Origin of the sequence: Psychrobacter muriicola 2pS (assembly GCF_904846535.1) — a bacterium.
In the GTDB taxonomy this organism is placed as follows: domain Bacteria; phylum Pseudomonadota; class Gammaproteobacteria; order Pseudomonadales; family Moraxellaceae; genus Psychrobacter; species Psychrobacter aquimaris.
Window position 1 is genome coordinate 179,210 of record NZ_CAJHBC010000005.1, and the last position, 15,783, is coordinate 194,992.

6 protein-coding genes are annotated in these 15,783 nt (G+C 44.1%); 2 read left to right on the forward strand and 4 right to left on the reverse strand.

Going from position 1 to position 15,783, the window contains the following annotated elements:
- Nucleotides 1-3: 3 nt before the first annotated feature.
- The 4 genes from JMX93_RS09360 to JMX93_RS09375 form a co-directional block, all read right to left on the reverse strand.
- Nucleotides 4-2,484, reverse strand: a complete 2,481-nt coding sequence (locus tag JMX93_RS09360; RefSeq protein ID WP_499204529.1) for an esterase/lipase family protein — start codon at nt 2,482-2,484, stop codon at nt 4-6.
- A gap of 317 nt (nt 2,485-2,801) precedes the next feature.
- Nucleotides 2,802-3,947 (reverse strand): tetratricopeptide repeat protein, encoded by a 1,146-nt coding sequence (locus JMX93_RS09365; RefSeq protein ID WP_496190402.1) that lies wholly within the window; start codon nt 3,945-3,947, stop codon nt 2,802-2,804.
- A 263-nt stretch (nt 3,948-4,210) separates the two neighbouring features.
- Nucleotides 4,211-4,849: a 2-polyprenyl-3-methyl-6-methoxy-1,4-benzoquinone monooxygenase gene (gene coq7, locus JMX93_RS09370; RefSeq protein ID WP_198332855.1), complete on the reverse strand. Its 639-nt coding sequence runs from the start codon at nt 4,847-4,849 to the stop codon at nt 4,211-4,213.
- A 222-nt stretch (nt 4,850-5,071) separates the two neighbouring features.
- The gene (locus JMX93_RS09375; RefSeq protein ID WP_198332810.1) at nt 5,072-6,403 is read right to left on the reverse strand and encodes an MFS transporter; all 1,332 of its coding nucleotides are present in this window, start codon (nt 6,401-6,403) and stop codon (nt 5,072-5,074) included.
- Between the two features lie 494 nt (nt 6,404-6,897).
- Between JMX93_RS09375 and JMX93_RS09380 the strand changes: the two genes are divergently transcribed.
- Together JMX93_RS09380 and JMX93_RS09385 are read left to right on the forward strand one after the other, a co-directional pair.
- Nucleotides 6,898-10,461 carry an autotransporter assembly complex protein TamA gene (locus JMX93_RS09380; protein ID WP_499204530.1) on the forward strand — a complete coding sequence of 1,188 codons (3,564 nt, stop codon included), beginning with the start codon at nt 6,898-6,900 and terminating at the stop codon, nt 10,459-10,461.
- A gap of 271 nt (nt 10,462-10,732) precedes the next feature.
- Entirely contained in the window at nt 10,733-15,727 is a 4,995-nt protein-coding gene (locus tag JMX93_RS09385) for a translocation/assembly module TamB domain-containing protein (RefSeq protein ID WP_499204531.1), read from the forward strand.
- The last annotated feature ends 56 nt before the right edge of the window (nt 15,728-15,783 follow it).

The following is a 15,783-nucleotide window of genomic DNA, read 5'->3' on the forward strand; positions in this document are numbered from 1 at the left end:
TCATCATTCCTGCAATTGCTTATGTAAGATTCGTCGTAAGGTCAAAATAGTTTGCGGGTTGGTTTGAATGCTATGACCACCGTTGATAATCGTCTCAGAGGCAGCGCCATCAAGATGAGCACTGGTATAAGGCACGATGCCATCTGATAGGCGCTCAGTCAGCGCTTGGCTGATATCTTCATCGACAGTGACGGCTGCAACCAGCGGTTGGGCAGGTAACGTCGAATTATCAGAAGAACTACTTGTACTGACTATTTCATCTTCGGTATCTTCTACTGCTTGCGACAAGTCAATCTTTGCACCAGCTGGCTGCATTTGCGCCAGTCCTTTAGTGATATCGGCATCATTATTGGCAATGATAGAGTGATAGGTAATGCGATCATTGATAGCGATGTCTTTAGTCAACTGTATAAAAGAGGATTTGTCGCTTAGCTGACTTGCGCCATTTTGTAAATATAAAGCACCCAAAGGGTTTTGTGCCAAATCACCTTGCGTGGCAATGGTTGCTAAGTTGTCCGTGACAGTCTTTACCAAACCGACTGGCAAATAGACAATACGGCGCAGTGCTCGAGTGAACCAACGATCTGCATAGTCAGTTCCACGAAAAGGTGCTGATAAAAAGACAGCCGTATCTACTTGTGGCAAGGCTTTTAGCTCAAAACGCTCTTTTAGCTGATCTTCACCAAAGGATGCTTTAAGCGCGTCACGAATCTTACGTTTTTCACTCCCAGACAGCACATTTTGCTCATCTAGTCTATCTAAATCATCGACCAAGTTTTCATCAGATAGCATCATGCGGGCGATAATGGCACCCATGCTATGGCTGATAATCACGCTGTTTTTGCTGGCACGATTTTGTCCTTTAGGGTCAGTCTGCTCGTAGGTGCTATTGATTAACTGTTGTATTTGATAACGGTTTTCTAAAATGGGCAAATTGGTTGGATAAAATATTTGCCAAACTTGATAGTTATCACGTAGCTTGTCATCATTGAGAATATCGTTGGTCAGATTGACCCAAGTGGCAGGGCTTGAGGCCAAACCATGCAGCATAATCAGGACTCGCTTATTGGGATCATAAGGCTCAAGCATGAATAATTTGGGTAGTCTTGCCTCTGGCTGGCGAGTGATTAAATTTAGATAACCAACGCCATCTAGCTGATTCTCTGACAGCCATAAGCCATAACCAGCAGAAAAGTTAGCTGCCAGTGGATAGTCATTATTAAGAATGTTAACGCTTTCATTTTGGTATGGGTTGTATAAATGAATATCGAGCTTACGACTGCTTAGTACATCCAGCACGCTATCGCCACTTGGTTGAATCAGTCCCGTTAATAGCAGATGTCCAGTAGGATAGATACGCGAACTTGGCTTGCTGCTATCTTCGTCTTGTTCGTTGGCCAATCGACCTGACAATGAGGACACCAACAATTGGCGAATCGTGGTGGTATAACGATCATCCAGTGAAGCCACCAAGCTAATGCCTAAGCCTGGACGTTTACTGATTGAGTTAAGCCCAGAGAGGCGTAATTCGTAAGTGGACACTAAGTCTGCTAGTGCAGAGGTTTGCTTATGTGCATTTTGTAGATAATTGTTTTCATTGGGCAAATAAATACCAAGATCATAATCATCGACTTGTATTTTCATGACTTTGACTTGGTCAGTCGGTTTGCCTTTTAGTGGTGAATAATTGGCAATCGCTGCTTGGCTACTGGCTGCTTGGCTACTGTTAGTAAGATTGCTAACGGATGTGGGTAGATAATCGACTTTGGTGCCACCCATCAATTTATCTGAATCGTTGGTAGATCTATAAAGCTGAGTAATGACATCATTACTGGCAGCGTTATAGATGTCTTGGGTCTGAATGTCGGTATCATTTGGGATACGGCTCTGTGTAGGAGAGCGGTTTTTCTCTTGATCAGCACCGTCAAAGTCATGTACCAAACTGTCATAAAATAAATAGGTATAACTGGTTTTGATAGCATCGAACAACCGCTCTTGATAACCCGTTAGACAACGATTGGTGTTTTCCTGCTGGGCTTTAGCTTCTGCATCTTCTAAAGGCGCATTGGCATAATAAGGATCAAGTGGTGGGCGAGACAGCGCATTGCGGCAGTCTTGAGAGTCAGAAAGCTGGCGCGCTTTTGCGTAATGTAGCTCTGCAAAAATAGCCAGCGCAGGACGATAGTGCTCATTCAAAATGCTGTCAGTAAGCTGGGTTAGGCATAAATCAAACTGCTGCATACAGGCTTGCTCATTGAGCCCTGCCGATAGGAGCGCTGATGCCGTATCACTGCTTAATTTTTTGCTGGTGACGATATTACCGCGCTGCGCAGTAATGGTCTTCGCTGACGCTTGTTTATTTACGGATACCGTACTACACGCAGGTAATAATGCTACTGTGGCTATCAAGACAACTGAAGTAATCGACAGTGGGGTTTTCTTAGCATGCGTCACCATATTTTTGATAGGGCTAGCGAAAGTCATAGGTCATTCCAGTTAGTCATAAAAGCATGGTTTAGTCAGTAATTGACAAGAAGAAGTGTAGCGTAACTTTTTGTATTACACTATGCTATTTAGATTTCAAGCATGTTATTTAAATTCCGATAATCGTATATGGTACTCATTTAAGCAAAGCAAAAAGTAAGTATGTTTAATAAGCATAGTTAAATAGACTTTCGGTAGACACAAAAAAGCCCCTTTGTTTTATATTGAAATAATTTCGATATAAAACAAAGGGGCTTAGTCGAATAAATGTAAATTATAGAGGAATCATGGTATTTGATGAATTCACTTAATGAGGTCTAAGCACCAGGTTTAACATTGATGTCAGGCGCAGGTATATCCCAAATGTAGAATTTACCCTCTTCGATAAGTTTAATTTGCTGGCGAATGATGTCATTGTTCGGATTTTTTCCTTCAAGACGACGTAAGCGCTCTAGCGCATTATCGCGGCGATCACTTAACAAGTCTGACTGTGCCAAGCTTTGCTCTGCTTCGGTGTAGCCGAGAGATACTGCGCGGTCTAGGTATTTTTGACCTTCTTTGAAGCCGCCACCCTCTGATAACATCATGCCATATAAGAAGTTGGCTTCGCCGCTATCAGGTTTAAGCTTAATGGCACGGTCAACATATTTCCCACCACGGATAGTGTAGTCTGAACCCAAATCTAAGTTACGTCCCATGCCATTAAGTTTAGCAGCACGAATCAATACGTCATAAGAAGCATTTGGTGACTCAGCATAAGGCTGTATCCATTCAGTCAATACTTTGATCTTTTCACGTGTGTAATGACGCTGTGAGCGGTTAGGGAAGTTTGGTGGGTAATGACGGGCATTAGGTGAGACATCTTCGATGAAGTCATCAAGCAAGCTCACGTCTAGCTGATCGTTGTTATTACCGTTTTGCTGAGGAATCAACACGGTTGGTACAAAGCTCACATCAGACAATTGCACTTGTGGCGTTGGGATATTGGTAAGCTGGCCGCTACGCAGGTCGATGCCAGTAGTGGTCAATGGACCAGGCTCATAGACTCGAGTGGTGCCAGTGAATTCGGGTATTTTTGGTGCTGGTATAACATCTTGTGGTTGCAACGTACTCATCGGCGCACGATTCTGTTGAGCGTTATTTTGTAGAGGCGCACTTGATTGAGCGCTACTTTGTTGAGGATTGGCTGTTAGCGCCGCAGTCGGTGAAGTTGATGGAGTACCTGCTTGTGCCGTACTAGCCGCATTCGGTTGAGCAAGGCGAATGACACGTTTGCTAGAATCCATAGCACTAGGCACTGATGTGGCAGTGGCAGCATTATTTTCTGTCGCATTGGTTTCTGCGGCATTGACAGGGGCTGATAATAGCATGGCGCATGCTGTGGCCAGTGCTGTCAGAGTTGCCAGCTTAGGCGACTTAGTAGACGAACTGGTAGAGAGAGTCGATTGGTTGGTGGCTTTCATAAAAATTGTTACCTTAATTTATTTAGTTGTTATTTAGCAATTGAATGGTTATTAGCTCATGTCTTTGCGGCAAAATCATACAAATTTTTAATACCCTAGCAAATTAAACTGAGCGCTATCAGTAGTAGGATTGTTAATAGTAACGCGATAACGTATGTGTCATGCCCGCGATAGCGGTGTAAATGAGAGCAATATCAATAATAAAGCGCACTGTAATTACCTTCACCACCCACCATTACAAAACCTGTCATTAAAAATGCCAATTACAAGTGATAGGCTGTGGCTTTCATGCGATTGGCCATCCAGCGCATAGTATGACGTACAGGCGATGATAACGCTGCGCCGCCACTTGCTAATGCCAGCTCACGATGATGCAACTCTTCAATATCCATTTGCGCCAGTATTTCTTTTGAGCGATTATCGTGCTCTGGCAACTGCTTGATATGATCTTGCAAATGCTCGCTGACTTGGGCTTCCGTCTCTGCGACGAACCCCAAGCTAAATTCATTAGAGATGGCACCCGCGACTGCACCAAGACCGAATGACATGCCATACCATAATGGCGTAAAGACACTGGCATGACTGCCAAGCTCGTCTAATCGCGTCTCACACCAGACGAGATGATCGACCTCTTCTTCGGCAGATTGCTGCATGGCTTGCTTGACGCCATTGTCTTTGGCCGCAAATGCTTGACCATGATACAGACCTTGCGCGCATACCTCACCAGTATGATTGATACGCATCAACCCTGCGACATGTCGCGCCTCAGTGATAGTAAGTTCAGGAATCTCGTCACTGCTGACTGGTAGTGGACGAGTGCTAGGGTTTGAATGTGGTACGACAGCTCGTAATGCCTTATCAACCCCAAGTAACAATTGGTCGACTTTGGATAAGGGACGCAGGGCCATAATTCACTCCTGATGGCTTAAATACGATCAAAAAATTAAAATTATCTGTTCTTCTAAAATAATGGTAGTGATTAATTCATAGACATTACTATAGCAAACAATCCAAATTATCAGCACCAATATTATTAGTTTGATAACACACTGATTGCTATAACAGCACTAATAATAGCTTTAAAAGTAGCTTTAAGAATAGCTCTATATTCTATCCAATCTTACTTATGGAACCACTTCATCATGCGTTTGGATGACCGCATTTTTGATATGTTTATTGAGTTTACTGTATAAAAAGGCACCAAAAACAATATTTATTAGTCCTGTCACCAAAAATAGCTGCGGTAAAGTGAATCCCAAAGCGTTCAAGATAACGATAGAGAAAATCGCTGAGGTGACCATAAATATCGCATTAAAGATATTGTTGGCACCAACGATGCGTGCACGGTGGCTCTTGGGCGCATAGGCTTGCATAGAGGCATACAAGGGTACGATATATAAACCGCCGCTGAAGCCCAAAAAGAATAAATCAGCAAACACTCGCCAGCTGCCGCTCACCGCAAATAATTCACTGATGCCGAACAGCGTCGCATTATTGATGTTGATATTGAGACCTGACAGTGAAAAATACAAATCAATCGCAAAAATACTTAAGCCAGCAATACCAAAGGGCAACAGACGTAAGCTGACTTGGTTCTTGGTTAGTGATTTGCATAACAACGAGCCAATCGACACACCAACAGAAAACAAGGTTAATAGGAAAATAACCACTGATTCATCACCATGTAAGATGACCTTGCTGAATTCTGGCGTTTGGGTCAAGAACGTCGCGCCATAAAACCAAAACCAGCTATTACCAAGGATGACAAAGAATAAAAAAGGCAATGAATATAAGTAACGCACCGTCGCCACACTAGTAGTCACAATGTTCCAGTTGATTTTTAAGTTTGGCTGCATCGCTGGCATGTGGGGTATAAATCGTGCGACAAAATAACCCAATACAGCTATGACTAATACTGTCACACTTATCCAATATAGCGGCTGCGCTATCTGGGTTAAGACACCCGCGATAATCATACCGAGTAAGATAGCTAACGACGTCCCCATTTGAAACAGACCATTAGCACCAACCAACTCATCTTCTTTCATCGCTTGTGGTAAGTAAGCATATTTAATAGGCCCGAAAAAAGTAGATTGGGTGCCCATGAGAAACAACGCGACAAATAATAACGCATACCACTCAAATACAAATCCTACTGCCGCAATCACCATAATCACGAATTCAAGCAACTTAATCAATCGCGTGAGTTTTGATTTTTCGAATTTATCCGCGATTTGCCCCGCCAGTGCTGAAAACAAAAAATAAGGCAAAATAAACAACATCGCGGCCAAGTTGTTCAAAATACTGACTTCCATGCCCAATTGACTCGCAGCGGTGTAAGTCAAAACCAGTATGAGCGCTTGCTTAAAAATATTGTCATTAAACGCACCCAAAAACTGGGTAAGAAACATGGCGCTAAAACGGCGGTGCTTAAATAATTGAAACTGATTGGCCATGAAAATTCCTACAGATGGGTCGCGGTTGCTAGATCAAAGAAAAGCGCTGAATACCGCTTTTAAAGTGAAAGTGATTGTCGATATAATTATTAATTGTCGATTTAATTGCTAACAGTATCAAAAACTTATCGAAATATAGCATAGGTTTTATCAATATTAAGCCGTATAATAGCAAGGCTTTGATAAAAATACATGCGGTCGACGCTATGATTTCATAATTATCTAAGTTATGATTTGTAAATTTTGCATGGTTATGTTGTAAAGTGTGAATGAGGGCAAGGGCTTGCTACTATTAAAGTCTGTCCATATTTTGATAAAAACGTGTTGCTAATGCGGTGCTAACCTGACACCAACGTTTGCGTTATAAACGGTCATTATTCAAAGCAAGACAGTAAATCATAATTCAGCCAACTGCTATAATTTTATTCACCGGTAAGACTAGACGATTGTTATCGTTCATAATATTGTGCCGCGTGAGGTGATAGGGAATACACATGAAACACCAGCCTTCAACGCGCACGCGGAATGTATCAATGATGCAGCATAATATGGTCAATGTTCGAAAAGATATTAAAACTCGCGATCTTCAGAGTCCCCACATGCAAAGTCACTTTAGTCAAAAAATATTTCGTGCAACAACTAACGGCAATGCGCCGCGTATTCATTTTACGCGCTCAGCACTTTTCACTGCGTTGGCGACCAGCTTGGTGGGTTTTGGCATGGCACCTGCTGCGTTGGCTGATACCACAAATAGTGTCAATTCTCCTAACCAACCTACTAGCAATCAAATAGCTGTTGATCAATCAAACACGCAATCAACGAACACGCAATCGACCACACTGTCAGATGATGATACTCAGCTCGATATCGCTTTGGATGCATTGCGCCTAAAAAAGGCAGTAGATCAGGGTATTATCGATCAGTCAGTATTGGATGACTACAGTGAACAAAGCCTAGGTATTAAGAAGCCTGATGCTCAAGGTAAAAGCGCTAAAAAATCAGCTGCTCAGTCTCAAGGCTTGGCTAATTCTCAGGCAAATGCCATGGATGATATGGCTGACGCAAATAATGCTCAGCTCGATCTTTCCAATAGTGCCAACGATGACTTGTTGCAACAAGCCGCAGCGATACAGCAGCAGGGTTATCAGATGATGACGCCCGAGGAGATTGATCGTGAGCTGGCTGCGATGGACATGCAGAATGCCCAAGATATTGATGACCTCAATAATAGTACTGACGTTAATAGCAGTAACGTTAATAATAACAGTAATGATATCAGCAATAACGATAGCGATTTTGACGCGCCAATTGCTACATTAGATGATACAACCACGCCTATTGGTTTAGATGTGGATTTGGATGCGACCAATCTACCAACGCCTAACAACCTTGAGACATTAGGTAGGAATGAGAGCGCTGCTGAACGCGCAGAAACGGCTGAAGTTATGTCACGTCCGATTAATGTTAGCGACTCTGCCAGTAGTGGACGCGTGGATGGAACCAGCACCTCCAATAATGAGATTGTCGCCAATGTCAGTGATGAGACCAATGAAGACGGTACGACATCAGATATCCTCAACCCTGATGACTACTTGCCAGATTATCAAGTGGACTCTCAGGGCGTAAATCAGAGTATTGAGGAAGCTAGTAAGCCAAAGCCAATGGCTCGTAATAAAGGCAGTATCGTGAAACGCCTTTATAATCGCTTATTCAATACAGGCGTTATGGCATTACCGCGTATAGATACCACAATTTATGTGCGGCAAGCGGCCGCTGATGGTGCCGTCAGTGGTAAGCCTAAGCTCATCAAGGCGGATAATGATGTTCAGCCCATGAAAAACATCAAGGCCGCACTTGATGATACGACGATTCAGTCAGTCGCCGATTTTACAGCCGCCTTGCCGCGCCTACGCCAAACGGCATTAGAGGCCGCCCAAGCAGTGGGTTACTATGATATTACGTTGCGCCTACGCCAGCCCAATGCTGATAAGGTCGACGTCATTATCGAAGAGCTGGGCGAGCCAGTACGTGTAGACAGCCGTATTGTTGAGGTTCGCGGCGAGGGCGGTGAGCAGCCAGAATTCATAGCACTTGAAAAAGACTTACCACCACAAGTAGGTGATATCTTCAATCACCGTGTTTATAAAGATAGCAAGGCGGCCCTTGAGTCGCTGAGTAATACTTATGGCTATTTTGATCAGTATTGGTTAAACAAATCCGTTGATATTATCTTGCCAGATAATACAGCAGATGTGTCGCTGGTCTATAACACTGGTGATCGTTATAAGTTTGATGACGTTGTGTTTTTTACATACGATGAAGAAACCAATACCTTAACCCAAGATCCTGACAAGCTACCTGTTGAGTTGTCACTATTACAACAGCTATTCGATTTTAAGCCCGGTGACCCTTTTTATCGTCCAGCGGTGACCAAGTTTAGCAACGATTTATCAGCGACTCGTTACTTTAACACGGTCAACGTTGAGTCAATATTGCCGCCAGATGAACGCAGTGAAGCCAGTACTTTGGCTTTTGATAACACACCTACCAATAATAGTGGCACGCTAGACGGTGATATTAATAGTGATGGCGCTTCAGACTTGATGGGTAATAATGGCGCTGAAAGTTCAGTCGCTTCTAATAGCAGCCGTGTTAATAAAGATGATAGCGTTGATGACAGTGATGAAAATAACGCAAAGAGTGAGAACAATACGACTGCTAACAGTGGTGAAACAGTCAATCCCGCCGACATTGCCGCGATTGAGTTTGAAGCTGATGAAGCAACACTTGATAAACTACAAGCCATCAAACAAAAAGCAGAGCGTTTGACCCTCTTACCAAATGATCGTGTATTGGATGAAAAAGACCAAGAAGCGGACAATATTTTGGGTAAAATAAGCGATGGCATCAGTAATATTGCTCAAAAAATATTCCCTGATGAAAAAAGCTTAATCGCTGATGAAAACTTTGTACCGCCAACGCTGGCTGGTCGTAAGACACCGCAACAAGTGGCAGAGAGTAAAAGAGTGCCATTATATGTTTTTGTCTCTTCAAATAAGCCACGCGATGCCCAAGTAGGTCTTGGTTATGGTACAGATACGGGCGTGCGAGCGACAGCAAAAATAGACTATAACTTGCTGAATCGTAAAGGTTATCAAGCGGGTGCGGAGACCGAAGTTTCCAGAATTAGTAAGAACGTCGCTGTTTATGCCAGTAGACCTTGGAAACACCCACTTAACGATAAGTTAGATGCGCGCCTTACCTATGAAGAAGAGGTCATCGACCAAGGTGAAGGTAACTTCGACCTATCTACTACCACATTAAAAGCGGCATTGGCGCGTAATATCCGCCGTGACAGCGGCTGGAATCGCAGCTATTCTGTGAACTACCGTTTGGATGAACTGGAGACTGGGGTCGATGAGACAGAGTTGGACGATCTGCCTATCCGCTTTACTTCTTCTAAGCCTAAGCAGCAAGCGCTGTTATTTGGTTATGGTATGAACAAAACTGACGTAGACAGTGCGACCAATCCGACTCGCGGTATGCGTCAATATTACTCGCTTGAAGCAGGGGCTGATAAAGCCCTTAGTGACACTAATTTGGCAATCATTCGCGCGGGTGTCAGCGGTATTTATAGCTTTGGTGATGACCAAAAGCATCAAGTACTGGGCAGTTTGAATACGGGCTACATCTGGGCAGATGATTTTTATGATGTGCCTTATAAATTGCGTTTCTTTGCGGGTGGTGATCAAAGTATTCGTGGTTATGACTATGAGAGCTTGTCACCGCTCGACAAGGGCTATTTGACTGGTGGGCAAGTGCTCGCGGTTGGTAGTGCAGAGTATAACTATGAATTTAAACCAGGATTCCGCGGGGCATTCTTCACTGACGTGGGTAATGCTTACGACAAAAACTTCGAGACTGAGACAAAGGTCGGTGTCGGTGTTGGTATCCGCTGGGCATCGCCAGTCGGTGTGGTACGAGTTGATGTAGCGGCTGGTGTGACAGAAGAAAGTATACCCGTTAGACTGCATTTCTTTATTGGCTCGCCTTTATAGCCGTGTCATCCAGTAGTGATATCATTTAGGGCGTATTGACCATTCATAAATAGTTTCAGTTAGTAAAATAAATGAATGCTTGACATGCTCTATTAGCATCATCCGTCGTATTTATACCATTTCCAACCAGCAGATGAACATGCAAAACTTGTGTAAGTGCGATCTCTAATAAACTTAGCAAGTTTGATAAAATTCATTGTCTGTTTTGGGTTTGGTACCATTATTTATCGTGCCGATTGCCGGTGACCATTCTTTAACGTAGTTGAGTGTCATGCTGACAAAAAATACCCCGCCTAATAACGCACCAGATGAAGATCCAGCACAGCGCGACGCTCGTGCCGTCAGACGTTGGTATCCGCTGTCATTTTTACTCAAATTACTGGTGCTTATTTTAATTGTACTGGCCATTATGTTTGCTGTGTTTTTTTATGCAATAGGCACAGAGTCGGGTACGAAATTTATATTAGAGAAAGTCAGTGCTGAGACGGGCATTGATTTTAAATATGGTCGCGGTAATTTACGTGATGGTATCTGGGTCACTGATATTGATATCAAGGCGACTGAAGACCTTGAAGTATTGGTTGACAAAGCCTACGTCAAGATAGGCTGGCGTGCCATATTTGCCAAAGAAGTGCATCTGCGTGATGCAGACATACAAAACATTGAGATTATCAATAACAAGCCACCAACGGGTGAGCCGTTCGATTATAAAACGTTACAGCTACCAGTGAACTTACGCTTTGACCACGCCAAAATAAAAAAGATTACTTATAAACAAGTGACCAAAGAGCCCATCGTTGTGCATGATATTGTTGCCCGTGATTTGACTTGGGTTGGTAGCATGGTGACGGTCGGTCGCGGCGATTTACAGTATGCTGATATCGTCAAAATCAGTGCCTTACAAGGTGAAATTGACCTACAAGGCGACTATCCGCTAGATTTAAGCGCGATTGCAGAAGTCATTGCGCTAGAAAAAGCCTACGTTGACCCATTGAATATCACAGCAACAGGTACGCTAAAACGTACGGTCGGTACAGTTCGTAGTCGCTACAATGACAGCGATGTAAGTGGTGATTTCATTGTGCAAGGATTGGATCAGGATTCGCCTTTTCAGGCAAAATTGCAGTGGGATGATATTTTGATTCCTTATGCTGAAAGCCAAAATATTCGTTTAAAAAGTGGTACTGCTACCGCCACAGGAGTTATCTCTGAGATACGTCTGCGTATCAATACTGAGCTGACGGCTAAAGACATTCCATCCGGTCACTATCAAGGTCGCGCAGTCATTGCGAACAGCCAGTTGCGCATTGATCGCTTAGATGCTCAGGTGCCAGCTGGAAACTTGATTCTGCAAGGTATTTTAGATTGGAAAGACAGTTTTGATGCAAAAGTGCGAGCGACAGGTAGCAATTTTGATATTCGCCGTGCTATTCCTGATGACTATGCTGATTTTAAAGCATACGCACCGCAAAAGTTGAATGGGCGATTGTCGCTACATTATCAGCAGAAAAATAGCGCTGGTAATATAGAGATTGATGCGGACTTGCGTCAACGTGATGGCGAGCATGTGAATGCCAATATTGCTCAGGGCAAAACGTCAGTGAAGTCGACACAGGTAGCGCCTTGGTATATCGATGCTAGATGGCAAAACCTAATCCGCCGCGATGTGCCTAATATCGGTAATATTGATAGCCCGCGCGGACAGGCGGATGTCATCATTCGTGGTTCACGGTTATCAGTGGATGCCAATGCGGTTATTAATGAATTGAATGCCGCTCCTAAAGGTAACTATGACGTGCGCGTGCGCAAAGCTGGGGATGTCATCGACATCAATCGCTTGAACTATAAAGGAGTAGTGGGCGACTTATCAGGTACTGGGCAGATTAAATTGGCAAATAAAAAGCGTCCGTTGACATGGCAGATAGATGCGCGTACCAATGGATTATTACCCAAACAGTATCGCAGTGATTTGCCGCTTGAGCGTTTAACCGGTAGTGTCAGTGCTCGCGGTCGTTTATTGACTATTACCAAAGGTGGCGTTAGTGGTCAGCGTCATATTATTACCTTGAACAAAACCAATTTGCAGGCGCAGCTTGATGCCACACAAGAGGGACGTACTATTGGCATAGCCGGTAGCGGTGATGCCAGCGTCGATATCGTTGGTGGTGAGCTGTCTGTGTTTGATGCGCGTTTTGATGGTCAGATTGATACGGCGGATGTACCAAAAGGACGTCTGTCTATCGATGCGGCTGGTACGCCAAAGCTTATCAGTATTCGTAAAGTAAATTACAGCGGTGAGGCGGGCGCAGTGAATGCCAAGGGTGTCATCGATTTACGTAAAAATATCGGTTGGACCATAGGTGGTCGCTTCGACAAGTTTAATTTGGGTTATTTTTTACCCAATAATCCAGCGATTATTACTGGTGATTTGAAAACCAGCGGTGAGTGGCAAGCAGCGCCTAAAAACAATGCCAATACCGCAGGCAAACTGCAACGTTTTGCGGTGAATTTCGATGGGGTGCTAGATGCTGAGCAACTGCCAGCGGGCAAGCTAACCATTGATGCCAGTGGCGATGACCAGCTGATTCGTATCAAGCGTTTCCGTCATGTGGGCGCGGCAGGCAGTATTGATGCCAAAGGGACGGTTGATGTGCGTCAGGGCATTGCTTGGGATATTGATGCAGTGATGGATCGTTTTAATATGGGTTATTTTCTCAAAGATACCCCAAGCCTCATCACCGGCACTATCGATACGGATGGACGCTGGAGTGACTCGCAGCAAATCATTAATATCAAAAAAGTTGACTTAAGAGGAATGCTAAAAGGTCAACCGCTTAGTGCCAAAGGCAGCTTAGCGGCGAAGATGCGTTTACCAAAGGATTTGGCAAGCTATTTCAAGCGCCTTCAAACGCAAGATGCACAGGCGCAATATAAGCAAGTAAACGCTTTGATAGACAGCTTAAATGCGGACAATTTAGTGCTACGTTGGGGTGATAATTACGTCACTGCTGATGGCAATGCTAAGCAATTACAAACCAAAATTAATATCACTAGTTTGGATCAGCTGTCAGATAAATTGGCTGGCAAAGTCACTGGCGGTGCGACCTTATCGCAGCCAGCAGGACAAGCGCTGCCAACTATTTATATCGATTTGGTTGGTGAACGTATTGCGCTGCCAGGCTTTATTTTACGCCAAGGTCGCGTGCGCGGTAAGCTAGTCAATTTGGCAAACAGCCCAAGTCAACTTATTATCACTGCTGAAGGCTTAGATGCAGCTGGACAGAGTTTTAAAAGCGTTAAAGCAACTTTTAATGGTACTGAGCAGGCGCATGTGGTCAACCTTGACGTTGCCAATGAGCAGCTGACGATTGGCGCAAGGCTTAAAGGTGGCTTCAATCGGGATAAACTGAGCTGGTCTGGCGTCATCGGTAAGGGTCGTGTGCAATCTAAATATGCGACTTTAAATCAGTTGCAGCCCGCGCAATTGATTGTTAATTTACCTAACAATCAAAATGGCAATAATAATGATTTAAAAGTACAGTTGGCAGCGCACTGCTGGCAAGCCACGGATCAAACTGGCAAGCTGTGCTTACGCGAAAACTTAATCGCGTCACCTGATAAGGGTGAGGTGAATATCGCCTTGCAAAACCTAGATACGTCATTATTCTCCGTCTTTTTACCCAAAGATATCGACTGGCACGGCAAAATTAATGGTAAGGCTATTGTTGGCTGGCAACGTGGTCGTCCACCGACGATTAATACAACACTGTATTCGGACAACGGCAAAATCGGTTTGATTCAAGATGGTGATAGTTTACCTGTCACTCTGCCTTATAAACGGGTCTCACTGATTGCTTTGTCTGTCCCTGAGGGTATCAAACTACGTACTGATATCAATACTGGTGGCGGTGCACGTGGCTATGCTGAAGTGGTCGTTGATCCTTATAAGACGCCTAAGCCGATTTCGGGCGCTTTGGTACTGAATGAGCTCAATCTTGCGATATTTAAGCCTTTCTTCCCAGGCATGCGAGTGCTAGAAGGTAATGTCACGATGGCGGGAGGCTTGGGTGGTACGTTAGATAAACCGCAATTCTATGGCGACGTAAAACTTGTTAATGGTCGTATTGCGATGCTTGATTTGCCCGTTAATTTAACCAAGGTAAACACTGAGGCCAAAATTCGCGGCACTCAAGCGACTATTGACGGAACATTTAGCAGTGGTACTGGCAAAGGGACTGTGACTGGTACGGTTAATTGGCAGCAAAAACTCCAAGCCAAGCTTAGCGTCATCGGTGAGCGTTTGGTGATTACTCAGCCACCATTATTAGTGGCAGAAATTAATCCTGATATTGATATCATCGTGCGTCCAGGCGACCGTTATGTCGATATTAAGGGGGCGGTCAGCGTACCGTCAGCGACGATTCGCCCGCCAGAAGCCAGCGAAGATATTATTACCCAAACCGAGGATGCGGTGGTTCTTGATCGTCGTCTCATTGGCAATATCGATGAAGTATTGGCAATATCGAAACCTTGGTCAATCAATGCGGATATCGGTGTCGACTTGGGTGACGATATCAACTTCCGTGGTTTTGGTGCGGTCATTCCTTTAGCAGGTGCGATTAATATCAGTCAAACTGGCACGGGTATCATGCGTGCGAAGGGTGTAGTACAAGTATCACGTCGTACCAACATTAACGCTTTTGGACAGAACTTAGAGCTTAACTACGGACAAGTGCGCTTCAATGGTGATGTGATGAAACCTAACCTCAGTATTGAGGCGGTTAAAACGATCAATGGCAAAACTGTAGGCGTGCGCGTCAAAGGTGATACAGAAAGCCCCAACATCATTGTCTTCAATAATGCAGGCTTGACCCAACAGCAAGCGATGAATGCTTTGGTGACAGGTCGAATTGATAATAAGGGCGCGACCCAAATTAGTGAGCAAGGATTTAAATCGCAGGTCACCAACAACCTAGCCGCTGCTGGATTAAACTTTGGACTGAGTGGCACGCGTAACTTAACCAATCAAATTGGTCAGATTTTTGGCTTTCAGAGTTTAACGGTCGATGCTTCAGGCAGTAGTGAAGACACCAACGTCAATGTGACTGGTTATGTAACACCTGACTTATATATACGCTACGGAGTAGGGGTGTTTAATGCTCAAAATAGCTTGTCTATTCGTTATCAGTTAACTCGACGTATTTATGTGGAGGCAACCTCAGCGGCAGAAAGCGCAGTGGATGTGGTTTACAGTTGGCAGTTCTAAATCGTATCGTTTTATCCAATAAAAAACGCCTTTTAATGAAGGCGTTTTTTTTATAG

What these genes read in the sequence shown, in the direction of transcription:
- JMX93_RS09360 (WP_499204529.1), bottom strand. Translation starts at nt 2,484, where the DNA reads ATGACTTTCGCTAGCCCTATCAAAAATATGGTGACGCATGCTAAGAAA.
- JMX93_RS09365 (WP_496190402.1), bottom strand. Translation starts at nt 3,947, where the DNA reads ATGAAAGCCACCAACCAATCGACTCTCTCTACCAGTTCGTCTACTAAG.
- JMX93_RS09375 (WP_198332810.1), bottom strand. Translation starts at nt 6,403, where the DNA reads ATGGCCAATCAGTTTCAATTATTTAAGCACCGCCGTTTTAGCGCCATG.
- JMX93_RS09380 (WP_499204530.1), top strand. Translation starts at nt 6,898, where the DNA reads ATGAAACACCAGCCTTCAACGCGCACGCGGAATGTATCAATGATGCAG.
- JMX93_RS09385 (WP_499204531.1), top strand. Translation starts at nt 10,733, where the DNA reads ATGCTGACAAAAAATACCCCGCCTAATAACGCACCAGATGAAGATCCA.